The sequence below is a fragment of the Pseudomonas salicis genome, from assembly GCF_057128705.1.
In genome coordinates this window covers 478,798-503,402 of sequence record NZ_JBSKHU010000003.1, presented here as the reverse complement: position 1 = coordinate 503,402, position 24,605 = coordinate 478,798, and the positions used below count along the sequence as shown (strand labels likewise).

Annotated in this window: 18 protein-coding genes, 4 tRNA genes and 1 pseudogene; 7 read left to right on the top strand and 16 right to left on the bottom strand. The window is 60.2% G+C overall.

Annotated features, from left to right (window positions below; translation table 11 throughout):
* Positions 1 to 94: 94 nt before the first annotated feature.
* The 3 genes from dgoD to ACWKWE_RS12970 all read right to left on the bottom strand — a co-directional run bounded on the left by dgoD (position 95) and on the right by ACWKWE_RS12970 (position 3,009).
* A complete protein-coding gene (dgoD, locus tag ACWKWE_RS12980) occupies positions 95 to 1,243 on the bottom strand; it encodes a galactonate dehydratase (protein WP_074753428.1) in 1,149 nt (382 codons plus the stop codon).
* 112 nt (positions 1,244 to 1,355) lie between these two features.
* Positions 1,356 to 1,991, bottom strand: coding sequence for a 2-dehydro-3-deoxy-6-phosphogalactonate aldolase (locus tag ACWKWE_RS12975; RefSeq protein ID WP_166598520.1), 636 nt, complete (start codon positions 1,989 to 1,991; stop codon positions 1,356 to 1,358).
* A gap of 1 nt (position 1,992) precedes the next feature.
* Positions 1,993 to 3,009: a 2-dehydro-3-deoxygalactonokinase gene (locus ACWKWE_RS12970; protein ID WP_483850738.1), complete on the bottom strand. Its 1,017-nt coding sequence runs from the start codon at positions 3,007 to 3,009 to the stop codon at positions 1,993 to 1,995.
* A gap of 363 nt (positions 3,010 to 3,372) precedes the next feature.
* Between ACWKWE_RS12970 and ACWKWE_RS12965 the strand changes: the two genes are divergently transcribed.
* Positions 3,373 to 4,536, top strand: a complete 1,164-nt coding sequence (locus tag ACWKWE_RS12965; protein ID WP_483850737.1) for an acyltransferase family protein — start codon at positions 3,373 to 3,375, stop codon at positions 4,534 to 4,536.
* Positions 4,537 to 4,786: 250 nt separating this feature from the next.
* Here ACWKWE_RS12965 and asd read toward each other — a convergent pair whose 3' ends face one another.
* The 4 genes from asd to leuC all read right to left on the bottom strand — a co-directional run bounded on the left by asd (position 4,787) and on the right by leuC (position 9,281).
* Positions 4,787 to 5,899 (bottom strand): aspartate-semialdehyde dehydrogenase, encoded by a 1,113-nt coding sequence (asd, locus tag ACWKWE_RS12960; protein ID WP_341958796.1) that lies wholly within the window; start codon positions 5,897 to 5,899, stop codon positions 4,787 to 4,789.
* Positions 5,900 to 5,983: 84 nt separating this feature from the next.
* Positions 5,984 to 7,066, bottom strand: a complete 1,083-nt coding sequence (leuB, locus tag ACWKWE_RS12955) for a 3-isopropylmalate dehydrogenase (protein ID WP_483850736.1) — start codon at positions 7,064 to 7,066, stop codon at positions 5,984 to 5,986.
* Positions 7,067 to 7,207: 141 nt separating this feature from the next.
* Positions 7,208 to 7,846 carry a 3-isopropylmalate dehydratase small subunit gene (leuD, locus tag ACWKWE_RS12950; protein ID WP_483850735.1) on the bottom strand — a complete coding sequence of 213 codons (639 nt, stop codon included), beginning with the start codon at positions 7,844 to 7,846 and terminating at the stop codon, positions 7,208 to 7,210.
* Between the two features lie 10 nt (positions 7,847 to 7,856).
* Positions 7,857 to 9,281: a 3-isopropylmalate dehydratase large subunit gene (gene leuC / locus ACWKWE_RS12945; RefSeq protein WP_166598514.1), complete on the bottom strand. Its 1,425-nt coding sequence runs from the start codon at positions 9,279 to 9,281 to the stop codon at positions 7,857 to 7,859.
* Between the two features lie 157 nt (positions 9,282 to 9,438).
* On the opposite strand from leuC, the gene ACWKWE_RS12940 reads away from it, so the two are divergent.
* Positions 9,439 to 10,323: a LysR family transcriptional regulator gene (locus tag ACWKWE_RS12940; protein ID WP_166598513.1), complete on the top strand. Its 885-nt coding sequence runs from the start codon at positions 9,439 to 9,441 to the stop codon at positions 10,321 to 10,323.
* A gap of 97 nt (positions 10,324 to 10,420) precedes the next feature.
* Positions 10,421 to 12,529: pseudogene (locus ACWKWE_RS12935) on the top strand (putative bifunctional diguanylate cyclase/phosphodiesterase); the annotation flags it as partial.
* Between the two features lie 71 nt (positions 12,530 to 12,600).
* Here the strand turns inward: ACWKWE_RS12935 and ACWKWE_RS12930 are convergent.
* The 9 genes from ACWKWE_RS12930 to gltX form a co-directional block, all read right to left on the bottom strand.
* Entirely contained in the window at positions 12,601 to 13,044 is a 444-nt protein-coding gene (locus ACWKWE_RS12930) for an Hsp20 family protein (protein ID WP_166598511.1), read from the bottom strand.
* A gap of 114 nt (positions 13,045 to 13,158) precedes the next feature.
* Positions 13,159 to 14,118 carry a tRNA dihydrouridine synthase gene (locus tag ACWKWE_RS12925; protein ID WP_166598510.1) on the bottom strand — a complete coding sequence of 320 codons (960 nt, stop codon included), beginning with the start codon at positions 14,116 to 14,118 and terminating at the stop codon, positions 13,159 to 13,161.
* A gap of 66 nt (positions 14,119 to 14,184) precedes the next feature.
* Positions 14,185 to 14,625, bottom strand: coding sequence for an acyl-CoA thioesterase (locus ACWKWE_RS12920; protein ID WP_341958801.1), 441 nt, complete (start codon positions 14,623 to 14,625; stop codon positions 14,185 to 14,187).
* An 83-nt stretch (positions 14,626 to 14,708) separates the two neighbouring features.
* Positions 14,709 to 15,248 (bottom strand): TetR/AcrR family transcriptional regulator, encoded by a 540-nt coding sequence (locus ACWKWE_RS12915; protein ID WP_483850734.1) that lies wholly within the window; start codon positions 15,246 to 15,248, stop codon positions 14,709 to 14,711.
* Between the two features lie 282 nt (positions 15,249 to 15,530).
* A tRNA-Glu gene (locus ACWKWE_RS12910) sits at positions 15,531 to 15,606 on the bottom strand.
* Positions 15,607 to 15,658: 52 nt separating this feature from the next.
* Positions 15,659 to 15,734, bottom strand: a tRNA-Ala gene (locus ACWKWE_RS12905).
* 52 nt (positions 15,735 to 15,786) lie between these two features.
* Positions 15,787 to 15,862, bottom strand: a tRNA-Glu gene (locus ACWKWE_RS12900).
* Positions 15,863 to 15,948: 86 nt separating this feature from the next.
* Positions 15,949 to 16,024: transfer RNA gene (locus ACWKWE_RS12895), tRNA-Ala, on the bottom strand.
* A gap of 221 nt (positions 16,025 to 16,245) precedes the next feature.
* Positions 16,246 to 17,727 carry a glutamate--tRNA ligase gene (gltX, locus tag ACWKWE_RS12890; protein ID WP_166598337.1) on the bottom strand — a complete coding sequence of 494 codons (1,482 nt, stop codon included), beginning with the start codon at positions 17,725 to 17,727 and terminating at the stop codon, positions 16,246 to 16,248.
* A gap of 239 nt (positions 17,728 to 17,966) precedes the next feature.
* Here gltX and ACWKWE_RS12885 point away from each other — a divergent pair, with 239 nt between their 5' ends.
* The 4 genes from ACWKWE_RS12885 to ACWKWE_RS12870 all read left to right on the top strand — a co-directional run bounded on the left by ACWKWE_RS12885 (position 17,967) and on the right by ACWKWE_RS12870 (position 24,589).
* Positions 17,967 to 19,022 carry an HlyD family secretion protein gene (locus ACWKWE_RS12885; RefSeq protein ID WP_483850733.1) on the top strand — a complete coding sequence of 352 codons (1,056 nt, stop codon included), beginning with the start codon at positions 17,967 to 17,969 and terminating at the stop codon, positions 19,020 to 19,022.
* Complete coding sequence (locus ACWKWE_RS12880) at positions 19,012 to 20,562, top strand: MDR family MFS transporter (protein ID WP_483850732.1); 1,551 nt, start codon at positions 19,012 to 19,014, stop codon at positions 20,560 to 20,562. The genes ACWKWE_RS12885 and ACWKWE_RS12880 overlap by 11 nt, the downstream gene beginning before the upstream one ends.
* Before the next feature lie 305 nt (positions 20,563 to 20,867).
* Positions 20,868 to 23,351: a sensor domain-containing protein gene (locus ACWKWE_RS12875; protein WP_483850731.1), complete on the top strand. Its 2,484-nt coding sequence runs from the start codon at positions 20,868 to 20,870 to the stop codon at positions 23,349 to 23,351.
* Between the two features lie 347 nt (positions 23,352 to 23,698).
* The gene (locus ACWKWE_RS12870; protein WP_483850730.1) at positions 23,699 to 24,589 is read left to right on the top strand and encodes an NAD(P)-dependent oxidoreductase; all 891 of its coding nucleotides are present in this window, start codon (positions 23,699 to 23,701) and stop codon (positions 24,587 to 24,589) included.
* Positions 24,590 to 24,605 lie beyond the last annotated feature (16 nt).

The following is a 24,605-nucleotide window of genomic DNA, read 5'->3' as shown; positions in this document are numbered from 1 at the left end:
AGTGCCTCTTTTTATGGTTGTCTGAGGTCGTGTGTTTTTTTGGAACAGATCGTTCCCACGCGCTGCGGGGGAACGATCAGCGATCAGGCCCGAATCACCACTCGGCAAAACTGCCATCGGCGTGGCGCCAGATCGGGTTGCGCCAGCGGTGGCCGATGGCGGCGCGTTCCTTGACGTATTCCTCGTTGATCTCGATTCCCAGGCCCGGACCGTTCGGGATTTTCACCATGCCCTTGTCGTAATCGAAGACCTCAGGGTTCTTGATGTAGTCGAGCAGGTCATTGCTCTCGTTGTAGTGAATGCCCAGGCTCTGCTCCTGAATGAACGCGTTGTAGCAGGCCGCGTCCAGTTGCAGGCACGCCGCCAGCGCAATCGGCCCCAGCGGGCAATGCAGGGCCAGCGCCACGTCGTAGGCTTCCGCCATGTTGGCGATCTTGCGGGTTTCGGTGATGCCACCGGCGTGGGAAGCGTCCGGCTGGATGATGTCGACGTAGCCTTCGCTCAACACGCGCTTGAAGTCCCAGCGGGAGAACAGCCGCTCCCCCAGCGCAATCGGCGTGCTGGTCAGCGGCGCCAGCTCCTTCAGGGCTTCGTAGTTCTCGCTGAGCACCGGCTCTTCGATAAACATCAGCTTGTACGGGTCCAGTTCCTTCATCAGCACCTTCGCCATGGGCTTGTGCACCCGGCCATGGAAATCCACGCCAATGCCGACGTTCGGGCCGACGGCATCACGCACGGCGGCGACGTTGGCCAGGGCCAGATCAACCTTCTCGAAGGTGTCGAGGAATTGCAGCTCTTCAGTGCCGTTCATTTTCACGGCGGTGAAGCCACGGGAAACGGCTTCTTTTGCCGCGCGTGCGGTGTCAGCAGGCCGGTCGCCGCCGATCCACGAATAGACGCGGATCTTGTCTCGCACCTGACCGCCCAGCAGGTCGCTGACCGAGACGCCCAGCGCCTTGCCCTTGATGTCCCACAGTGCCTGGTCGATACCGGCCAATGCGCTCATGTGAATGGCGCCGCCGCGATAGAAGCCGCCGCGATACAGCACGGTCCAGATGTCCTCAATGTTGCGCGGGTCTTTTCCGATCAGGTAGTCGGACAATTCCTCAACCGCTGCGGCCACCGTGTGAGCACGGCCTTCGACCACGGGCTCGCCCCAACCGGTGACGCCCTGATCGGTTTCCACTTTCAGGAAGCACCAGCGCGGCGGAACGATGAAGGTCGTGAGTTTGGTGATTTTCATCTCGGTTCTCTCTTATTCGAAGATGCTTATTCGAAGATGCTTATTCGAAGACGCGTGGTCGAAGGCGTCTTGTTCTAAAGGCACGTCCGGGACGGCCGCATAAATCTCAGGGTTATTGATCTGTCGACGGACACGCCTGATTCCAGGCCGCCACATACGCCTTGGCTCGCTCCGCGACGTCGTCGGCGCTCATGCCCGGTTTGAACAGGCCCGAACCCAGGCCAAAGCCTCGCACACCGGCGTCCAGAAACACCTTCATGTTGTCCGGCGTGATGCCGCCCACCGGCAGCAGAATCGTTCCCGCAGGCAGCACCGCCAGCCAGGCCTTTACCACGGCGGGGCCCATTTGTTCAGCAGGAAACAGCTTCAGCACGTCAGCGCCATTGGCCAGCGCGGCGAACGCCTCGGTCGGCGTCGCCACACCCGGCGACAACAGCAGGCCTTCGGCCTTGGCGGCGCGCAGCACGTCAGGATCACTGTGAGGCATGACGATGACCTGGCCGCCCGCCTCTTTCACCTGACGCACGTGCTCGGCGGTCAATACCGTGCCCGCGCCGATCAGGCAGTCGGCAGGAAGACGCTGACGCAGCAGACGGATGCTGTCGTACGGCTGTGGGGAATTGAGCGGCACTTCAATGACGCGGAATCCGGCGGCATACAGGACGTCGCCGATGGCCGGAGCTTCTTCAGGGCGCAGGCCGCGAAGGATCGCCACCAGGCCGTTTTGTGCGAGGGCTTGCTTGAGCATGTCAGTTCTCGACGTGGAGGGGCCGGGGAGCGGCCGTAGAAAGAGAAGTCGTCAGACCGGCTTGCACCGCAACCTGCCACAGACCACGTTCGGTGGCCTGTTCAGCGAAGGTCACGTGGGGGAAGCCGTTGGCGTCCAGCGCACGTTGATAGCGTTCGAGCAACGCGCCGCTGCCGATCAGAATCACCGAGGGCAACGGGGTTTCGGTGTGTTTCAGCAGGTGCGTCAAGGCAACAATTTCGTGGCCGATGAGCAGGCCGGAGAGGTAATCGGGTTGTGAAGCGCCACCGAGTGCACCGGTCAGACCCAGGGTCCGCGTGCTGAAGATGGTGGACAGTGGCCCCGCAGCGCCTTCGGGCGAGAGCGATACGGCCACCCCGCGATCAAAGGCAGCGACATCGAACGCCTCGCTGCGCTGCATCGTGCGACCCAGGATGGTGTGAGCAGACAGCGCGGCATAGACCTCGCCGGTCATGAACGTGTCGAAATGCACAATGCAGCCGTCCACCGCCCTCACCCACTTCGAGTGGCTGCCAGGCAGGCCGATCAACAACGATTGGCGGGCGTCGGCGGCAGGGAGGGAGTCGAGAATGCCAAGGACCTGGGTTTCTTCGCCACGCATGACGTTGGGCAGGGCCGAGCGCTGCAAAACCCCCGGCACGATGTGGACGTCGACCCCGCGCGCACTGCGAACGGTCACCAACGCATCGCTCAAGGCCCCGACGCTGGCGGGCGTTTCCTGATACACCGCCTCGCGCCAACCCTGAGCGCTGCCGACCATGCCGCACGCGATCACGGGCAAATGGGGTTCAGCGTCGAGCCAGTCGCCACAGGCTTCGTCGAAGGCCAGTTCGAAGCCGTCACTGCTCAGTTGCCCTGCGATCGGCCGAGGCTCGGACGGCAATTGCATGATGCCCGCGCTGAGCGAGCGATGTTCCAGGACCCGGCCGTGTTCGCCGAGTCGATACGCACGAAGGGACGTCGTTCCCCAATCGAGCGCGATCAATTGCGCCTGCATGGCTTCACCTGATTGTTATTAATGAGTGAATGCGAAGCGAACTATAAACCTCAAAACGGGATTATCTCAATATGTAAATTACAGTCCCATATTGTGGGATTAAAAAACCTCAGTACGTTTGGCGACGAATGTTGATCCTGCCGAGCCGAGCGGTCTGGTGCGGTCCCCAACGACTGGGGCATACTGCCGACTTCGCGGGATTGACTCCCGTATTCGTCGCCCCGCTCATCGGCCGTTCGCGCCGAGGTGGTAACTTCCCCGTTTGTTTTTTGCCTCCCCCGTTTCCGGGGTCCGGACGCGCTACGCCTGCGCTGCCCGCATTGCCGTCTACCTTCTACACTCATCTACAAAAGGACCCGTCAGATGAAGCGTTTCCTCGTGCTCGACAGCTTTCGCGGCCTCTGCGCATTGGCTTTTATCGTCCATCACTCGCACATCGAACGCAGCATCACCGAGCTGACGTTCTTCCGAAATGTCAGCCAGTTCGTGGGATTTTTCTTCGCTCTCAGCGGGTTTCTGATCTACCGGCGCTACAGCGACCACCTGCACACGCCCCGCCATGTAGGCGAATTCATGGTGACCCGCGCCTGTCGGGTGGTGCCGATGCATGTCGCGGTGCTGTTGTTTTTCATCGGCTTCGAATGCTTGAAATGGGTGCTTGAACGACGCGGGTTGTCGTTGAACTACCCGGCCTTCAGCGGTGACCGTGCGCCAGGGGAAATCCTGCCAAACCTGCTGTTGATTCAGGCATGGTGGCCGGGGTTTAACGCACTGTCGTTCAACTACCCGTCGTGGTTCATCAGCGTCGAGTTCTACGTCTGGATGATCTTCGCGCTGATTCTGTTCGCACTCCCCCGCCTCGCACGCAAGCTGATCACGTTGCTGTGCGTGTTGGCGTTTATCGCGCTGTACAAGGACTTCGGTCCGATTCCGCACAATGTGTTGTGGGGCATTTCCTGTTTCTTTGCCGGGGCGATCACGTACCGCATTTACGCACGGGTGCGGGATTGGATGCCGGGCCCGGTGATTGCGACGCTGCTGGAAGTGGCGGTATTAGGCGCTATTTACTGGGTGATGACCGAGGGCGAGCTGCCGCTGACCATTGAACTGGGGCTGCTGTTCTGCCTGGCGATCCTGATCTTCGCGTTTGAAGCGGGCCTCATCTCACGAGCACTCTCGTTCAGGCCATTTCCGGCGCTGGGGAAATTGTGGCTGTCGATTTACCTGACCCACGCGGCAGTGATTTTCGTGCTGGCGACTGTGCTGACCGTCGTGGCGAAATTCAGCGGGTATGGGTTACTGGTGGACAAGCCAAGTGAAGCGACAGGGACGATAGTGCGGTATTTGAGTACCGGCAGTGCGCTGAACGATAACTTGCTGATGCTCTTTGTGGTGGTGGCGGTGGTCGTGGTCTCGATGCTCACACACTGCTACATCGAAGCGCCGGGAATCCGGTTTGGCAAGCATTGGAAGCACCGGACGCTGATGCGTCGGCGCAAGGATGATCCGCCGGTTGAGGGAGTTTGAAGGCGCATACACCGGAGACACCCTGTGGGAGCGAATTCATTCGCGAACGATAGTCCAGGCGATAGGGATGCATCGTCTGCCCCATCGATTCGCGAATGAATTCGCTCCCACAGGGGGTATTCAATCGGCCATGACTCTTATGCACGATTCGTCCCATAACGGGTATGCCCCTCACATTCGAACCTCTGCAAGAACCCATAAAAAAACCGCCCCAATAGGCGGTTTTTTCATGTCTGGCAAAAACGCCGGATCAACGCTCCAGCAGAATCCGGAGCATGCGACGCAGCGGCTCGGCCGCGCCCCACAGCAGTTGGTCGCCCACGGTAAACGCACCCAGGTACTGCGAACCCATGTTCAGCTTGCGCAGACGGCCCACCGGAATGTTCAGAGTTCCGGTCACCGACGTCGGGCTCAGCTCCTGAATGCTTGCCTCACGGGTGTTCGGCACCAGCTTCACCCACGGGTTGTGCTGGCTGATCATGCCTTCGATGTCGGCAATCGGCACGTCCTTGTTCAGCTTGATGGTCAGCGCCTGGCTGTGGCAACGCATCGCACCGATGCGCACGCAGATGCCATCGACCGGGATTGGACGGTTGAAGCGACCCAGAATCTTGTTGGTCTCTGCCTGCCCTTTCCACTCTTCACGGCTCTGGCCGTTCGGCAGTTCCTTGTCGATCCACGGGATCAAGCTACCCGCCAGTGGCACGCCGAAGTTCTCGGTCGGGAACGCGTCGCTGCGCATGGCCTCGGCCACTTTGCGGTCGATGTCCAGAATCGCGCTGGCAGGGTTCGCCAAATCGTCGGCGACCGCTGCGTTGATGGTGCCCATCTGCTTGATCAGCTCACGCATGTTCTGCGCGCCGGCGCCCGAGGCCGCCTGATAGGTCATCACGTTCATCCACTCGACCAGACCGGCCTCGAACAGACCGCCCAGCCCCATCAGCATCAGGCTGACGGTGCAGTTGCCACCAATGTAGTTCTTGGTGCCCGCGTCCAGCTGCTGGTCGATGACCTTGCGGTTGACCGGGTCGAGGATGATCACCGCGTCGTCCTGCATGCGCAGGGACGAAGCCGCGTCGATCCAGTAACCCTGCCAGCCCGCTTCGCGCAGCTTCGGGAACACCTCGTTGGTGTAGTCGCCGCCCTGGCAGGTCAGCACCACGTCAAGGGTCTTGAGCTCGTCGATGCTGTACGCATCCTTCAACGGCGCGATGTCCTTGCCCACCGACGGACCCTGTCCGCCGACGTTGGAGGTGGTGAAAAAAACCGGCTCAATGAGATCGAAATCCTGCTCTTCCAGCATTCGCTGCATGAGCACGGAACCCACCATGCCGCGCCAACCGACCAGACCTACACGTTTCATCGCAACTACACCTTCATTAAAAGTGGGGCCCTGCTCTGTTCGAGAGTCTCTTCGACTCGATCTTGCAGAAGCGGGCCCGAGATATTACAGATTGCGCAGCGCGGCGACTACGGCGTCACCCATTTCCTGCGTACCGACTTTGGCATTGCCTTCGGACCAGATGTCACCGGTGCGCAGGCCTTGGTCGAGGACCAGACTCACGGCCTTCTCGATAGCGTCCGCCGCCGTGTGTTCGTTGAAGCTGTAACGCAGCATCATCGACACCGAAAGGATGGTCGCCAGCGGGTTGGCAACGTCCTTGCCCGCAATATCCGGTGCCGAACCGTGGCAAGGCTCGTACATACCCTTGTTATTCGAATCCAGCGAGGCCGACGGCAGCATGCCGATAGAGCCGGTGAGCATCGACGCTTCGTCGGACAGGATGTCGCCGAACATGTTGTCGGTGACCATCACGTCGAACTGCTTCGGTGCGCGGACCAGTTGCATCGCGGCGTTGTCCACGTACATGTGGCTCAGCTCGACGTCCGGGTAATCCTTGGCCACTTGCTCGACCACTTCGCGCCACAGCTGGCTGGAGGCCAGAACGTTGGCCTTGTCCACTGAACACAGCTTCTTGCCACGCACGCGGGCCATGTCGAAACCGACACGGGCGATACGGCGGATCTCGCTCTCGCTGTACGGCAGCGTATCGTAAGACTGGCGCTCGCCGTTTTCCAGCTCGCGGGTGCCCCGTGGCGCGCCGAAGTAGATACCACCGGTCAGCTCGCGAACGATGAGAATGTCCAGGCCTGCGACGATTTCCGGCTTGAGGCTGGAAGCGTCGGCCAGTTGCGGGTAGAGGATCGCAGGACGCAGGTTGGCAAACAGACCCAGTTGCGAACGGATTTTCAGCAGGCCGCGCTCCGGGCGAATGTCACGCTCGATGGCGTCCCATTTTGGGCCGCCCACAGCGCCCAGCAGCACAGCGTCGGCCGCACGTGCACGATCCAGCGTTTCGTCGGCCAGTGGCACGCCGTGCTTGTCGATGGCAGCGCCACCGATGACGTCGTGGCTCAGTTCGAAACCCAGCTGATACTTCTCGTTGGCGAGCTCCAGCACCTTGACCGCTTCGGTCATGATTTCAGGACCAATGCCGTCACCGGGGAGAATCAGAATCTGCTTGCTCATAGAACCCTCGTTTCAAAATGGCGGTCGGCCCCTGCTGCGGGGCCGACTCAGGAGCGACAAGTTTCGAGCTGCAAGCTGCAAGAAAAAGCAGTCGCGCCACGTCCAGCTTGTCGCTTGAAGCTTACAGCTCGCAGCTGCTTCTTAACGGAACAGCCAAGGCTGCGAGGCGCGGTGCTTGCCTTCGAACGCAGCAATCGCATCGCCGTCCACCAGCGTCAGGCCGATGTCGTCCAGGCCGTTCAGCAGGCAGTGCTTGCGAAAGGCGTCGATCTCGAAGTTGTACACCTTGCCACTTTCCGCCGTAACGGTCTGCGCGGCGAGGTCCACTTTCAACTGGTAGCCCGGCTTGGCTTCCACGGCCTTGAACAGTTCATCGACTTCGCTTTCGCTCAGGATGATTGGCAACAGGCCGTTCTTGAAGCTGTTGTTGAAGAAGATGTCGGCGTAGCTCGGCGCGATGATGCTGCGAAAACCGTACTCTTCCAGGGCCCATGGCGCGTGCTCGCGGCTCGAACCGCAGCCGAAGTTCTCACGGGCCAGCAACACGCTGGCGCCTTGGTAACGGTCGTGGTTGAGGACGAAATCCTTGTTCAGCGGACGCTTGGAGTTGTCCTGGTACGGCTGACCCACGTCCAGATAACGCCACTCGTCGAACAGGTTCGGACCGAAGCCGGTGCGACGGATCGACTTCAAGAACTGCTTGGGGATGATCTGGTCAGTGTCGACGTTGGCGCGGTCCAGCGGAGCGACCAACCCGGTGTGTTGAGTAAAAGGCTTCATGCGGGGCTCCTTAGTGCTGGCTCAGGGTGCGAACGTCGACGAAACGGCCATTGACCGCTGCAGCAGCTGCCATCGCCGGGCTCACCAGGTGGGTACGACCACCCGCACCCTGACGGCCTTCGAAGTTACGGTTGGAGGTGGACGCGCAATGCTCGCCGCTCTCCAGGCGGTCCGGGTTCATCGCCAGACACATGGAGCACCCAGGCTCACGCCATTCGAAGCCGGCCTCGATGAAGACCTTGTCCAGCCCTTCCTTCTCAGCCTGGGCTTTCACCAGACCCGAGCCTGGCACCACGATCGCCTGCTTGATGGTGGACGCCACTTTGCGGCCTTTGGCGATGTCGGCTGCGGCGCGCAAATCTTCGATCCGCGAGTTGGTGCAGGAACCGATGAACACACGATCCAGCTGAATGTCGGTGATCGCCTGATTGGCCTTCAGGCCCATGTATTTCAGCGCGCGCTCGATGGAACCGCGCTTGACCAGATCGGTTTCCTGCGCCGGATCAGGCACATTCTGATCGACCGCGAGGACCATTTCCGGCGAGGTGCCCCAGCTGACTTGCGGCTTGATCTGCGCAGCGTCCAGCTCGACCACGGTGTCGAACACCGCGTCGTCGTCCGATACCAGGTCTTTCCACGCCTCGACGGCAGCATCCCATTGCTCGGCAGTCGGTGCGAACGGGCGACCTTTGACATAGGCAATGGTCTTTTCGTCTGTGGCCACCAGACCGACGCGGGCGCCTGCCTCGATGGACATGTTGCAGATGGTCATGCGGCCTTCGACGGACAGGTCGCGAATGGCGCTGCCCGCGAATTCGATGGCGTGGCCGTTACCGCCGGCGGTGCCGATCTTGCCGATGACCGCAAGGACGATGTCCTTCGCGGTGACGCCGAACGGCAGTTTGCCTTCGACCTTCACCTGCATGTTTTTCATTTTCTTGGCGACCAGGCACTGGGTGGCGAGCACGTGCTCGACCTCGGAGGTGCCGATGCCGTGAGCCAGTGCGCCGAACGCGCCGTGGGTCGAAGTGTGGGAGTCGCCACAGACCACGGTCATGCCAGGCAAGGTGGCGCCCTGCTCCGGGCCGATCACGTGAACGATGCCCTGACGCACGTCGTTCATTTTGAATTCGGTGATGCCGTATTCGTCGCAGTTGTCATCCAGGGTCTTGACCTGAAGACGCGACACCTGATCGACGATGGCGTCAACGCCGTCCTTGCGGTCCGGGGTGGTCGGCACGTTGTGGTCAACGGTCGCGACGTTGGCGTCGATGCGCCATGGTTTGCGACCCGCCAGGCGCAAGCCCTCGAATGCCTGTGGCGACGTCACTTCGTGAATGATGTGACGATCGATATACAGCAGCGCCGAACCATCGTCGCGCTGCTTGACCAAATGCGAATCCCAGAGCTTGTCGTAGAGCGTTTTGCCGGCCATCAGACGGTTTCCTCATCAGCTTGTTTCTATGCCGCGGGCCATTGCGTCACGGCGACGCATCAAAGACCCCTTGGCTTGTGGGGTAGATGCTATGGAATATGCTTAAATAACTCAAATTCATATTTTTCATGCTTTGGATAACCAACAGGAATTCGAGATGGACCTGGCAAACCTCAATGCATTTATTGCCATTGCCGAAACAGGGAGCTTCTCCGCCGCCGGGGAGCGTTTGCACCTGACGCAACCGGCGGTCAGCAAGCGCATCGCCGGTCTGGAACAGCAGCTCAATGTCCGCCTGTTCGACCGGTTGGGCCGGGAAGTCAGCCTGACGGAAGCCGGTCGCGCCCTGCTGCCTCGGGCTTATCAGATCCTGAACGTGCTGGACGACACACGTCGCGCCCTGACCAACCTGACCGGAGAAGTCAGCGGCCGGTTGAGTCTGGCGACCAGCCACCACATCGGCCTGCACCGCCTGCCTTCCTTATTAAGGACCTTCACCCGCACCTATCCCGAGGTGGCGCTGGACATCGAATTTCTCGACTCCGAGGTCGCCTACGATGAGATTCTTCACGGCCGTGCCGAACTGGCCGTCATCACCCTCGCCCCGGAACCCCATTCGCTGGTCAAGGCCGTGCAAGTCTGGAACGATCCGCTGGACTTCGTCGCCGCTCCGGAACACCCGCTGGCCAACATGCCCACTGTGACACTGGCCGACATCGCGGCGTATCCCGCAGTCTTTCCCGGCGGCAATACCTTCACCCATCACATCGTCAGCGGGTTGTGCGAGGCGGAAGGCCTCAAGCCGAACATCGCCATGAGCACCAATTATATGGAGACGATCAAGATGATGGTGTCCATCGGGCTGGCATGGAGTGTGCTCCCCCGAACCATGCTCGACGAACAAGTTGCGCGTATTCCGCTGCCGGGCATACAGCTGCACCGCCAGCTAGGCTACATTGTCCACACGGAACGCACGCTGTCGAACGCCGCCCGGGCGTTCATGGCGCTGCTGGATGCTCAGGCGGACGCTCCTGGGCAGTGATGCTCATTGATCGACATACCAGCTTTATTCCTACAAGGCTCGTGATCACATGCCCACAACCGCCGACAGCGCACCGTTTCACACGACCGGCCTGGCCCTGACGGCGAAGGAGTCGGAAACGCATTTCGCAACGCTGTTCAACCTGAGCCCCAATGTGGTGCTGTTGACGCGGTTCGAAGACGGCCTGATCTGCAACGCCAATCGCCATTTCGAGTCAGCGTTTGGCTGGCCGATGGCGGATTGCATGGGCCGCTCGACCCTCGACATCGGTCTCTGGGCCGAGCCGCAGCACCGTCAGACAGCACTCGACAAAACCTTTGCCTCCAGCGAACCGGTGACCCTGGAAACCCAATGGCACGCTCGGGACGGTCGTATCCTCGACGGCACGCTGCACACGCAAAAGATCGAGCTGACCGACGGCCGCTACCTGCTCAGCACCTTCATCGACAACACCGAGCACCGTCGTGCCCAACTGGCGCTGAAAGCCAGCGAGGAAAAGTTCGCCAAGGCGTTTCACTCCAGCCCCGACGCCATCATCATCACCGAGAAGGCCACCGGGCGGTATCTGGAGGTCAACGACGGCTTCTGCCGCCTGACCGGTTACAGCGCCAGCGAAGTACTGGGCCACACGGTGTTCGAGTTCGTCATCATGGCCGACATCAGCCAGCGCATGCGCCTGATCCAAGACGTGGAAGAACACGGCAAGGTGCACAACCGCGAGTTGCTCGGCCGCAACAAGAACGGCGACATCATCACGGTTGACGTGTCGATCGATCCGCTGACGCTCGACGGCATGCAATGCCTACTGATCACCGCCCGGGACATTGGTTTGCTCAAGAGCACTCAGGCGCAGGTTCAGCACCTGGCCTACCATGACTCGCTGACCAACCTGCCCAACCGCGCGCTGTTGATGGACCGCCTGAGCCAGCAGATTTCTTTGCTCAAGCGCCATGACCTGCGCGGCGCCCTGCTCTTTCTGGACCTGGACCATTTCAAACACATCAATGACTCCCTCGGCCATCCGGTCGGCGACAGCGTGCTGAAGATCGTCACCGCACGGCTCGAAGCCAGTGTGCGGTTGGAAGACACGGTTGCGCGCCTGGGCGGCGATGAGTTCGTGGTGCTGATCAGCGGCCTGGAAGGCTCGCAGGAGCAGGTCATCGATCAAGTGCGCGGGCTGGCGGACACCTTGCGCGAACTGCTGGCCGAGCCAATGTTTCTTGACGGCCATCGGCTGCAAGTCACGCCCAGCATCGGCGTCGCGTTGATTCCCGATCACGGCTCGACCCCGGCCGATCTGCTTAAACGCGCCGACATTGCGCTGTACCGGGCGAAGGATTCCGGGCGCAACGCCACGCAGCTTTTTCACACCACCATGCAGAAAGCCGCCAGTGATCGCTTGCGCCTGGAAAACGATCTGCGCCTGGCCCTGAGCCGAGGCGAGTTCAGCCTCAGCTATCAGCCTCAGGTGGACATTCGTGGCAACCGCATCGTCGGCGCCGAAGCCCTGTTGCGCTGGCAGCACCCGAGTTTGGGAAACCTGCCGCCGCAGCAGTTCATTCAGGTCATGGAAGAAAGCGGGATGATCCTGGAGGTGGGCAACTGGATTCTGGAAGAAGCCTGCAAGACCGGCGGCGAACTGCTGCGCAAGGGGTTGATCGACGGCACCGATTTCAGCCTGTGCGTGAACATCAGCCCCCGGCAGTTTCGTCAGGCGGACTTTGTCGACCGGGTCGAGCGCTGCCTGCGCACCTGCGGCCTGCCCCATCGCATGCTCAAGCTGGAAATCACCGAAGGCATCGTCATTCAGAACCTCGAAGACACCATCGCCAAGATGCTGGAACTCAAGGGCATGGGCATCAGTTTCGCGATGGACGATTTCGGCACCGGGTATTCGTCATTGACGTACCTGAAGCGCCTGCCGGTGGACGCGCTGAAAATCGACCAGTCCTTTGTTCGCGACGCCACTACTGACCCCAATGACGCCGAAATCGTCCGCGCCATCATCGCCATGGCCGCGAGCCTCAATCTGGCGATCATTGCCGAAGGCGTGGAAAAGCAGGAGCAACTGGACTTCCTGGCGCAGTTGAATTGCCAGTTTTACCAAGGGTTTCTGTTCAGCGAGCCGCTGGTTCTGGAGCGGTTCGAGGCGTTGTTACGTGGACGAACCAATGAAACAGCCCCGATTCCCTTGGCTGATGCATGACCTGTGGGAGACAGATGCAGGGCCACCAAAAAAGGCGTCCCGAAGGACGCCTTTTTGCTATCGACTGCGAATCAATGCGCCAGGGTTTTCTGTCCGTTGATCTGGATGCGTTTTGGCTTGGCCTCTTCAGGCACCAGACGCAGCAGGTCGATGTTCAGCAGGCCGTTGGCCAGTGCAGCGTTCTGCACTTCGATGTGATCGGCCAGACGGAACGACAGCTTGAACGCGCGCTGGGCGATGCCCTGGTGCAGGAAGGTCACGCCTTCAGCAGCCTTGTCGCGCTTGCTGCCGGTAACGGTCAGCACACCCTTCTCAACCTGCAACTCCAGGTCTTCTTCCTGAAAACCGGCCGCCGCGATGACGATGCGGTACTGGTCGTCAGCGTGCTTCTCGACGTTATAGGGAGGGTAAGTGCTGGCCGATTCGTTACGGGCCGCCGACTCGAACAGGTCGTTGAAACGGTCAAAGCCCACGGAAGAACGGAACAGTGGAGCCAGAGAAAATGCGGTAGTCATGTGAATCTCCTGAAATATCAGCAAGTGTTTGTCTCCGCGACCCGACTTCGGCATCGCGTAACCCTTAGATAAGGACAGTCACTTCTGTTTCAAGAGTCGCTATGGAAAATTTTGTCAGGCCGCGGCCGATTCGGTCACACCCAGCATTTGGCTGATCCGCTCGCAATCAGTCTCACGCCGCAGCGAATCAAACATCACCGTCGCTTCGGGGTAGCTCTTGGTCAGCAACACCACCCATTGCTTCAGACGGCCCGGCGCCTGAACACGGGTCATCTTGGCCAGCGCTTGCAGCCAGAAGTCGCGAATCAAGGGTTGCAGTTCCTGCCAGGTCATCTCGACGACTTCCCGCCCTGCCTCCGCCGCCGCGATCTGACGGCCAAGGTCCGGACGGGCCACCAGGCCGCGACCGATCATGATGTCGCGGGCGCCACAGATTTCCCGGCAACGGCGCCAGTCGTCCACGGTCCAGATTTCGCCGTTGGCAATGATTGGGATCTTTACCACGTCCTGAATCTTGCCGATCCACTCCCAATGCGCAGGCGGCTTGTAGCCGTCCACCTTGGTCCGTGCGTGAACCACGATGTGCTCGGCGCCGCCTGCCTCCAACGCCCGCGCGCAATCCAGTGCGGGCTCGGTGCTGTCGTAACCCAGGCGCATCTTCGCAGTCACCGGAATGTGCGCAGGCACGGCACGGCGCACGTGTTCGAGGATCGAGTGCAGCAATTCAGGCTCTTTCAGCAGCACCGCGCCACCTCGGGATTTGTTCACCGTCTTGGCGGGGCAACCGAAGTTCAGGTCGATGACCGGCGCGCCCAACTCGGCGGCAAACGCGGCATTCTCGGCCAGGCACACGGGATCAGAGCCGAGCAACTGCACCCGCAACGGCACGCCCGCGCGGGTCTTCGAGCCATTGAGCAACTCGGAGGCGAGTTTGTGAAAGTAATGCTCAGGCAACAGACGCTCGGTCACCCGGATGAATTCGGTCACGCACCAGTCGATACCGCCGACCTGCGTCAGCACATCGCGCAGAATGTCATCGACCAGGCCTTCCATGGGTGCCAGAGCAATTTGCATGGGTCACACTCGAAAAAAAGTCCGGCAGTTTACGCAGAGGCGTGCCGATTGTGAACGGGCCGCGCGTCAGGAAACGTCTGCCGGCAGCGCGGGCGCGTAGCCCTCGATGAACTCGCTCGGCATCCGCTTCGGTTTGCCGGTCGAGAGTTCGATGCAGACGAACGTGGTTTGCGCCCGCAGCAGCGTGATGCCATCACTTGGTCGCTTGAGTTGAAAGCGCCGGGTCATCTTCAGTTTCTGATCCCAATCGACGATCCAGGTCGCCAATTGCAGCTCGTCATCCTGATAAGCGCTGGCCAGGTAGTCGATTTCGTGCCGAACCACGGCCATCGCCCGGTCCAGACGTCGGTACTCGGTCAGGTCCAATCCCAACTGTTGCGAATGGCGCCACGCGCAACGCTCCAGCCAAGTGACGTAGACGGCGTTGTTGGCGTGCCCCAATCCATCGATGTCGTCCTCGTTCACGTGCAGATCGATGACGAACGGCGTTGCCAGATCCCAAACCATGCGCGTTCTTGCCCCTCATGAATGCATTCGTGGGGCAGTGTAACCAAAAGCATCAGAGAGGGTTCGCGTCTGTCAGGAACGCCTCACTGCATGGCCGACTTGGCAGCGCGCAAGACGCGATCAGACAGTTCATTCGGCCCCAAGGCGCGGGCCAGCGCCAGACCGCCGAGCATCAGCGCGATATCGGCCAGGGTCTTGTCGGTTTCTTCCGGACCTGAGGCCAACTGCGCGACCATCAACTCGACGTGTTCCGACAGCGCGCCCCGGAAATCGTCCGAAAGCCGCGCCATCTCACCAATTGCAGTGGGCAGCGGACAGGCGTGCTCTTCGGCGTCACGGTGTTTGCGAGACAGATAAAAAGCGGCAAGCAAGGCGCGTCGCTCGTCGCCTGGCAACTGATCGTCAATTTTCGCGACCATCTCCCGGCGCTCGGCGAGCAATTGGTTGAACGCCTCCAGCATCAAGGCTTCCTTACTGTCGAAATGCGCGTAGAACCCGCCTACCGTCAACCCGGCCGCGCCCATGATCTCATTGACGCTGGGCTCCACAGGGCCGCGAGCAATCAACGCCGAACTGGCCGCGTTGAGAATGCGTTCGCGAGTTTGTGCTTTTTTGTCGTTCATGTCCGCCTCCGGGATGATGGGAGTAATATTATCCGCATCATGGGGGATGGCAAGGGCGCCATGCGCTGAGCCCAAACCTGTAGGAGCGAATTCATTCGCGAGAGGGCTGTACATCCGATGGGAATGCATCTTCTGAAATGCTGATTCGCGGATGAATTCGCTCCCACAGGTTTAGTAGCAGTGTCCGAATCAGGAGATCGAGGAAAGGAAAATGAAACCCTAAAAAAACAAAAGGGCCATTCAATAATCGAATGACCCTTGGTCTCGCAGAGCGAGAAATCGTGGCGTCCCCTAGGGGACTCGAACCCCTGTTACCGCCGTGAAAGGGCGGTGTCCTAGGCCACTAGACGAAGGGGACGCAAAACCTTCAGTCGAATCCGTCATTAAACACTAACGAATCCTGGCAAATTTGGTGGAGCTAAGCGGGATCGAACCGCTGACCTCCTGCATGCCATGCAGGCGCTCTCCCAGCTGAGCTATAGCCCCAGATTTAGCGCCTCGCGGCGGAGATCAACCTTGCGGCATCACTCGGTAAAGCTGGCGTCCCCTAGGGGACTCGAACCCCTGTTACCGCCGTGAAAGGGCGGTGTCCTAGGCCACTAGACGAAGGGGACGTAACCCTTTGTGTACCTGATCGGTGCTGGTTCCGATTTGCGGTACAAACTCCAAGGCAGTGTAGCCGACCTTGAAGCTTCTAAATTGGTGGAGCTAAGCGGGATCGAACCGCTGACCTCCTGCATGCCATGCAGGCGCTCTCCCAGCTGAGCTATAGCCCCACATTACACCGTCACATCACACTGCGTTGCCGCCGTGTTTCTGTGTTGCCGTGTGGACGGGGCGCATATTAAGTGCGACCCGAATACCTGTCAAACTTTTTTTAAACATATTTCAAAAGAATTTTCCGGGATAACAATCACTTACCGCCCTCCCCCGGAAAACCTCGACCTTTCGCTCGCTGCATGCCGCACTCAAGCGGCACGCAACGACAGAGTGCCCCTCAGCCAATGGCGCCGAGCAGCTTTTCCCACTCTTTGTTTTCTTTCTTCGACACGCCGCCCAGCAGGTCCAGCGCCTGACGCAGACGGTAGCGAGTCAGGTCCGGGCCGAGGATTTCCATCGCATCGGTCACCGAGACCGAGTTCGCCTGACCGGTAATGGCCGCAAACATCAGCGGCATGGCATCACGCAGCTTGAGCTCCAAATGTTCGACCACCGCCTGAATGCAGCCGGTGATGGTGTCCTTTTCCCACTGACGCAGCGACTCAAGCTTCCAGAGGATCAGTTGCAGCACCTGACGCACTTGCTCAGGCGACAGCTTCTTGTGCTCGAACAGCTTCGGGTCCGGGTTCACACCACCGGCAAAGAAAAATCCTCCCAGCGGCGCAACCTGGCTGAAGGTTTCGACGCGTCCCTGCACGTGGGGCGCGATCTTCATCATGTAGTCGCTGTTGAACGCCCACTTCTGCACGCGGGCGGCAAATTCTTCGACCGGCAGCTCGCGCAGCCACTGGCCGTTGAGCCAGGACAGTTTCTCGATGTCGAAAATCGGCCCGCCGAGCGAGACGCGGTTCAGGTCGAAGTGCTCGACCATTTCCTGCAGCGAGAACTTCTCGCGCTCATCCGGCATCGACCAGCCCATGCGGCCCAGGTAGTTGAGCATCGCTTCGGGCATGAAGCCCATGCGCTCGTAGAACGTCACCGAGGTCGGGTTCTTGCGCTTGGACAGCTTGCTCTTGTCCGGGTTACGCAGGAGCGGCATGTAACACAGCGCCGGTTTTTCCCAGCCGAAGTATTCATACAGCAGGATCAGTTTTGGCGCCGATGGCAACCATTCTTCGCCGCGCAGCACGTGGGTGATGCCCATCAGGTGGTCATCGACGACGTTGGCGAGGAAGTAAGTCGGCAGCCCGTCGGTCTTCATCAGGACCTGCATGTCCATGCGGTCCCACGGAATTTCGACTTCGCCGCGCAAGATGTCCGGCACCACGCACACGCCTTCGCTCGGCACTTTCATGCGGATGACATGGGGTTCGCCTGCGGCCAGACGGCGCTCGACTTCCTCCTTGGAAAGCAGCAGCGCACGACCGTCGTAACGCGGGGTTTCGCCACGGGCCATCTGCTCGGCACGCATCTGATCCAGCTCTTCGGCGGTGCAGAAGCATGGGAAGGCATGACCGGCATCGACCAGTTGCTGGGTGTATTTCTTATAGATGTCGCCCCGCTCGCTCTGGCGATACGGGCCGTGAGGACCTCCGACGTCCGGGCCTTCGCTCCACTCGATGCCGAGCCAGCGCAGGGCGTCGAAAATCTGTTGTTCGGACTCGCGGGTCGAGCGCAGCTGATCGGTGTCTTCAATGCGCAGGATGAATTCGCCGCCATGTTGCTTGGCAAAGCAATAGTTGAAGAGTGCGATGTAAGCCGTGCCAACGTGGGGGTCGCCGGTGGGCGATGGCGCGATGCGGGTGCGAACGGTGGTCATGGAAAATTCCGGATAGGTCGAACAAGCCGCGAATCTTAACAGGCACGGCCCTCGCGGCTCCAGCGTCGGCGCGCAGGCGAGCGGATTTCGAGGGATGGGCATGCAGCATAGTCAGGCCATGGCGTTACGCCAGGGAATGAATACTCGATTATCAATTCGAGTCATTATTGCAACGATGGCTAGGTGCCAGACTCGGTTAGCTGATAAATTTCCTTACATTCTAAAAATTCAGAACGACCATGCCTGCCCAACTCAAACGCCGCCTGTTCATCTTTTTCGGGGTGGTCGTGCTGATCGCACTCGCCTTCTTCGCCCAGTGGTACTTGAAAGGACGCTTTTACGAAACCACCGACAACGCTTACGTGCAGGGTGAGATCACCCGGGTGTCCAGCCAGCTGGGCGCGCGGGTCAGCGAGGTGTTGGTGCAGGACAACCAGCACGTGGAGAAAGGTCAGTTGCTGGTGAAGCTGGAGCCGGATGATTTTCGTCTGGCCATCGACCGCGCCAAAGCCACTTTGGCCACACGTGAAGCCGAGCGGGTGCAGGCGCAGAGCAAATTGACCCAGCAATCGAGCTTGATCGCCGCCAGTGACGCGCAAGTCCAGGCCAATCAGGCGACCCTGGGCCGCACCCAGCTCGATCTCGCGCGGTTGCAGAAATTGCGCACGCCGGGATTCGTCTCCGAGGCACAGGTCACCACCATGACCGCCGACAGCAACGTGGCCCGTTCGCAGGTCACGAAAGCTCAAGCCGATGCCCAGAGTCAGCGCCAGCAGGTCAACGCCCTGACCGCTGAAATCAAACGGCTGGACGCGCAGATCGCCACCGCCCGCGCCGACCTTTCGCAAGCCGACATCAACCTGCAACGCACGGAAATTCACGCGCCGATCAGCGGCCTGATCGGTCAGCGGGCGGCGCGCAATGGCCAATACGTGCAAGCTGGGGCGTACCTGCTGTCGGTCGTGCCGGACGAAGACATCTGGGTGCAGGCCAACTTCAAGGAAACCCAGATCGAGCACATGGAGATTGGCCAGTCCGCCGAGCTGACGTTCGACAGCTTCCCCGCCACGCCGATTCAGGGCCGGGTCAACAGCCTGTTCGCCGCCTCGGGCGCGCAGTTCAGTCTGCTGCCGCCTGACAACGCCACCGGCAACTTCACCAAGGTCGTGCAGCGCATTCCGGTGAAGCTGACGTTCGTGCCCGACAACCCGTTGCACGGCAAGATTCGTCCGGGCATGTCGGTGACGGTCTCGGTCAATATCAAACCGGCAAACGACCCACACAGTGGCCGGTGACGCGCTGATTCGCCCGGTCGGCGAACCGACCCGGCGCGACTGGATCGCGGTCATGAGCGTGATGCTCGGCGCGTTCATGGCGGTGCTGGACATCCAGATCACCAATTCCTCGCTGAAAGACATCCAGGGCGCGCTGTCTGCCACGCTGGAAGAAGGCTCGTGGATTTCCACGTCCTACCTGGTGGCGGAAATCATCATGATCCCGCTGACCGCGTGGTTGGTGCAGTTGCTCTCGGCACGCAGGCTGGCGGTGTGGGTGTCGCTCGGTTTTTTGATTTCATCGCTGCTGTGCTCAATGGCCTGGAGTCTGGAAAGCATGATCGTGTTCCGCGCGCTGCAAGGCTTCACGGGCGGCGCGCTGATCCCACTGGCATTTACCCTGACCCTGATCAAACTCCCGGAACATCACCGGGCCAAAGGCATGGCGCTGTTCGCCATGACCGCGACCTTCGCCCCTTCCATCGGCCCGACACTGGGCGGTTGGCTGACGGAAAATTTCGGCTGGGAATACATTTTCTACATCAACATCCCACCGGGGCTGGTGATGATCGCCGGGCTGCTGTACGGCCTGGAGAAAAAGGCGCCGCACTGGGAGTTGCTCAAAAGCACCGACTACGCGGGGATCGTCACCCTCGGGGTCGGACTGGGCTGCCTGCAAGTGTTCCTCGAAGAAGGCCACCGCAAGGACTGGCTGGAATCGAACCTGATCGTCACCCTCGGCAGCGTCGCGTTGCTGAGCCTGATCACCTTCGTGATCATCCAGTTCTCCAAACCCAAGCCGCTGATCAACCTGGGCATCCTCGGCAACCGCAACTTCGGCCTGTCGAGCATTTCCAGCGTCGGCATGGGTGTCGGACTGTACGGCTCGATTTACCTGCTGCCGCTGTACCTCGCGCAGATTCAGGGCTACAACGCGCAGCAAATCGGCGAAGTGATCATGTGGATGGGCGTGCCGCAGTTGTTCCTGATCCCTCTCGTTCCTCAACTGATGAAGATCATCCCGCCCAAAGTGCTCTGCACCCTCGGTTTCGGCCTGTTCGGCATCGCCAGTTTTTCTTCAGGGGTGCTCAACCCGGACTTCGCCGGGCCGCAGTTCAACCACATCCAGATCGTCCGCGCGCTGGGGCAGCCGCTGATCATGGTCACCATCTCGCTGATCGCCACCGCGTTCATCCAGCCGCAGGACGCGGGGTCGGCATCGAGCCTGTTCAACATCCTGCGCAACCTCGGCGGCGCCATCGGCATTGCGCTGCTCGCCACCTTGCTGGACGCCCGGACCAAGACCTACTTCGACTACCTGCGTGAGTCGATCTCCCCCGCCAACCCTCAAGTCGCCGAACGCATGGCACAGCTCACCGACCGACTGGGCAATGAAACGGCAGCGCTGGGCAAACTCAGCGAAATCGCCCATCAGCAGGCAGCGATCATGGCCTATAACGACGCGTTCCATTTCGTGGGATTGGCACTGGGCATCAGCATGGTGGCGGTGATGCTGACCAAAAAATTGCCGGGTGGGGTCAAGGGTGGGGCCGCGCATTGACCCTCTACTAAGCGGGCGAACAGCTCAGGCCACTCACGACACACTTCTGTTTCGGGCGCTCAGCCCGGCACCTGACCCTGACTTCCGAAACGCAGGAAAAGGATGGGGGGCTTTATGCCTCTCTCTCAAAGCCGCTGCACACCTGAACCGGAATATGAATAGCGGGTTTTTGTTACATCTTTCTCCGCTCTCGCGCCCTCAACACCGCTGTGCCCCAGCCGATACCTGTACAGCAACCTGATTTTGCATCACTTTCACGCCATACTCCGCCACCTCACGCTTTTCCACCCTTTCAGGTGCTTTGAATGCCGTTACTCCAGGATTCCGACGCGATGTACCGACTGCTGATTCAGAGCGTCGTGGACTATGCGATTTACATGCTGACGCCGGAAGGCATCGTGGCTAACTGGAACCCTGGGGCGCAGCGGGCGAAGGGGTACACGGCGGTGGAGATCGTGGGTCAGCATTTTTCGTTGTTTTACAGCGAAGACGAACGACGCGCTGATTTGCCGGGCCAGAACCTGCGGATCGCCCGCACTGAGGGGAGGTTCGAGGCTCAGGGTTGGCGGTTGAAGAAGGACGGCAGCGCGTTCTGGGCCCACGTGATCATCGACGCCGTTCGCAATGACGTGGGCGAGCTGCTGGGTTTCGCCAAGATTACCCGCGATTGCACCCAACAGCATCAGGCGCTGCAGGTGCAGCGCGAGCAGGAGCGGCGCTTCCGTTTGCTGGTCCAGGGCGTCAGTGACTACGCAATCTACATGCTGGACCTGGACGGCAACGTGGTGAATTGGAACGCCGGTGCCCAGCGGGCCAAGGGGTATCTGGAGCATGAGATCGTCGGCCAGCATTTTTCGGTGTTTTACACGCCGGAGGATCGCGCCCTCGGTCTGCCGTCCAAAGGTCTGGAGACCGCGCGCCGGGAGGGCCGGTTCGAAGCGGAAGGCATTCGTCAGCGCAAGGACGGTTCGCACTTCTGGACCCACGTCGTGATCGACGCCATCCACGATGACGACGGCGAGATGATCGGTTTCGCCAAGATCACCCGGGACATCACCGAGCGCCGCAAGACCGAGCTGCAATTGCTGGAAGCCAAGGAGTTGGCGGAGAAGCGCAGCGCCGAGATGGCCACGCTGTCGCGCTTCCTCGACTCGGTGATCGCCAACATTCCGGCCAGCGTGATCGTGCAGGACGTACGCTCGCACAAGATTCTGCTGGTGAATCAGCAGGCGGAACGGTTGTTCGCCGCCACCAAAATGGTCGGTCGTTTTGCCAGTGAATGCCTGCGGCCGGAGGTGGCGGATTACATCAATCAGCAGATGAGCCAGACCCTGGCGATGGGCGAGGTCCGGACCTCCGAGATGCAGGTCCACACGGCACAAGGGCTGCGCACATTGCGCAGCCGCACGGTGCTCAATCAGGACACCGAAAGCCATTCTGATTACGTGCTGTTCGTGGCCGAAGACGTGACCGATGAGCTGGCGGCCAACGCCAAGATTCACCACATGGCCCACCACGACGCGCTGACCGGGTTGCCCAATCGCACGCTGTTTCAGCAGCGTTTGAAGGAAGCACTGGCCCGCTCCAACGGGCCGACCGGTTCAGGAAAAATTACCGGCACGCTGTGCCTGGACCTTGACGATTTCAAGGACGTCAACGACGCGCTGGGCCACGCGTTCGGGGACAAACTGCTGCGCGCCCTCAGCGAACGCCTGCGGTCCGAGTTGCGCGACCGCGACACCCTCGCGCGCCTGGGCGGCGATGAATTCGCCGTGATTCTGCCGGAGCTCGACACCCAAGAGGCGGCCGAACTGGCGGCGCAACGGATGATTCAGGCCATCCGGCCACCGTTCCTGATCGACGGCCACAGCTGCTCGGTCGGCGTCAGCGTGGGCATCGCGCTGTCGCCCGAAGACCACGTCAAACCCGAGCAACTGATGGGTTACGCCGACATGGCGCTGTACGAAGCCAAACGCAATGGTCGCAACCGTTTCGAGCGTTTCCGTCAGGAACTGGACGAGATCGCCCGCCAGCGCCGGACCCTCGAAGCCGACTTGCGAACCGCGCTGCATTTCGGCCAGTTGAAGATGCATTACCAGCCCATCGTCAGCCGGGACGGTCAGGACATTTCCGGCTACGAAGCGCTGATCCGCTGGATTCACCCTATCAAGGGCATCATTCCACCGATGGACTTCATCCCGATGGCCGAGGAAACCGGGCTGATCCACGAAGTCGGCACCCGCGCCTTGAACCTCGCCTGCCAGGAAGCCGCTGGCTGGGGCACACTGCAAACGGTGTCGGTGAACCTGTCACCGATCCAGTTCAAGAACCCGGGGCTGATCGCCATCGTCGAACTCGCGCTGGCGGACTCGGGCCTGGCGCCCGAACGCCTCGAACTGGAGATCACCGAATCGGTGCTGCTGGGTGACAGCGACGAGAACGTCTCGACCCTGCGCGCCCTCAAGGCCTTGGGCGTGGCGATTTCGCTGGATGATTTCGGCACCGGGTATTCGTCCCTCGGTTACCTGCGTTCCTTCCCGTTCGACCGCATCAAGATCGACCGTTCGTTCGTCAAGGACATGGCCGAGAACAAAGAGGCGCTGGCGATCATTCGGGCGATCACCGGCATGGGCAACAGCCTGATGATCGAGACTACGGCGGAGGGTGTGGAAACCCACGAACAGATGCTTCAGCTGCAAGCGGAAGGCTGCTCGCACTTTCAGGGCTTCTTCTTTGGCCGGCCGGTGCCGGCGGATGAGCGGTTGATCACGTTGAAAGATGAGCTCTAGAAGGGCGTACGTTCCCATGCAGGCCAGGCACTGACGCACCCGGCCTGCGTTCAATCGACCTCTTTCGGACACTGGCCCACTCAGCCGTCCACACCATGGTCAGAAGTTGCGATAGAAATCCGCCCAGCGCGAGCGGACCTCGCAAAAAATCGGTGATTAATACCCCAATCAATTCACTTTACCCCCTCCTCCCCTCACATTAGCCTTGATCCCGCGTCCACATCGTTCATGTATTTTGCCAGTCACTTAGCGATAGATAATCGAACTAAGTCGCTAAAACTCGCGCGAACGAAATGCCCTGCAATTAGGGAAGGACGCACCGTCTTACTTTGAATAAGAGAACACGTATGAAACTTAATGTGGGCTTTATCGGCTACGGTGAAGTGGCTTCTCATTTTGCTCGACGCCTGGCGGAAAACGGATGCAGCGTTGTTGTGCATGATGTACTGGCCGAAAAGGAAGGCGGGTTGGAGACACTAAAAGATCGAATAGGCTCAACGCCGGTGACGGTCATGGGGTTTGAGGCGTTGTTTAAACACTGTGACATTGTCTTATCGACCGTGGTGACGCAGGCCGCGCTGAACGTTGCGCAAAGAAGTGCACAGCAGTTGAGGCCAGGGCAGTACTACGTCGACTTGAATTCCACTTCGCCTTCGATCAAACAGGCCATCTTCAACATCATCCAGCCGTCCGCAGCCCTCTTTGTGGAGGGCGCGATATTAGGTGCACTGGGAGCAACGGGCGCAGACACCAAGATTCTACTGGGGGGCGCGCAGGCCAGCGAACTCAGTGAACGCCTCAACGGTGCCGGTTTGAACACCCGGTTCTTCAGCCCGACACTGGGCCAGGCGTCCACCTTTAAAATGTTGCGCAGTGTTTTTTCCAAGGGCATCGAGGCCATCCTCATCGAGACGATGCTGGCCGCGACCGAGTCCGGGGTTGATGAGGCGCTCTGGGCCGATATTGTCCACACCGTCACGCATACGCCGTTTGAAAAGACAGCGAGCAACTGGATCGTCAGTCATTTGAATGCATGCGAACGCCGCTACTTCGAGGTGCAACAGGTGGTGGAAACGCTGGAGGAGTTGCATGTCACGCCCTGTGTCACCCAGGGAACGCTGGCGTTCTTCAAGCGCTCCACCGATTTGCAACTCAGTCATCAGACCCGGGCGCAGCCGGTGGATGGCGTATCGCAGGCCATCAATGTAATGCGTACAGCGCTCAACAGTCATCGATAACACGTCGGGGCATTTA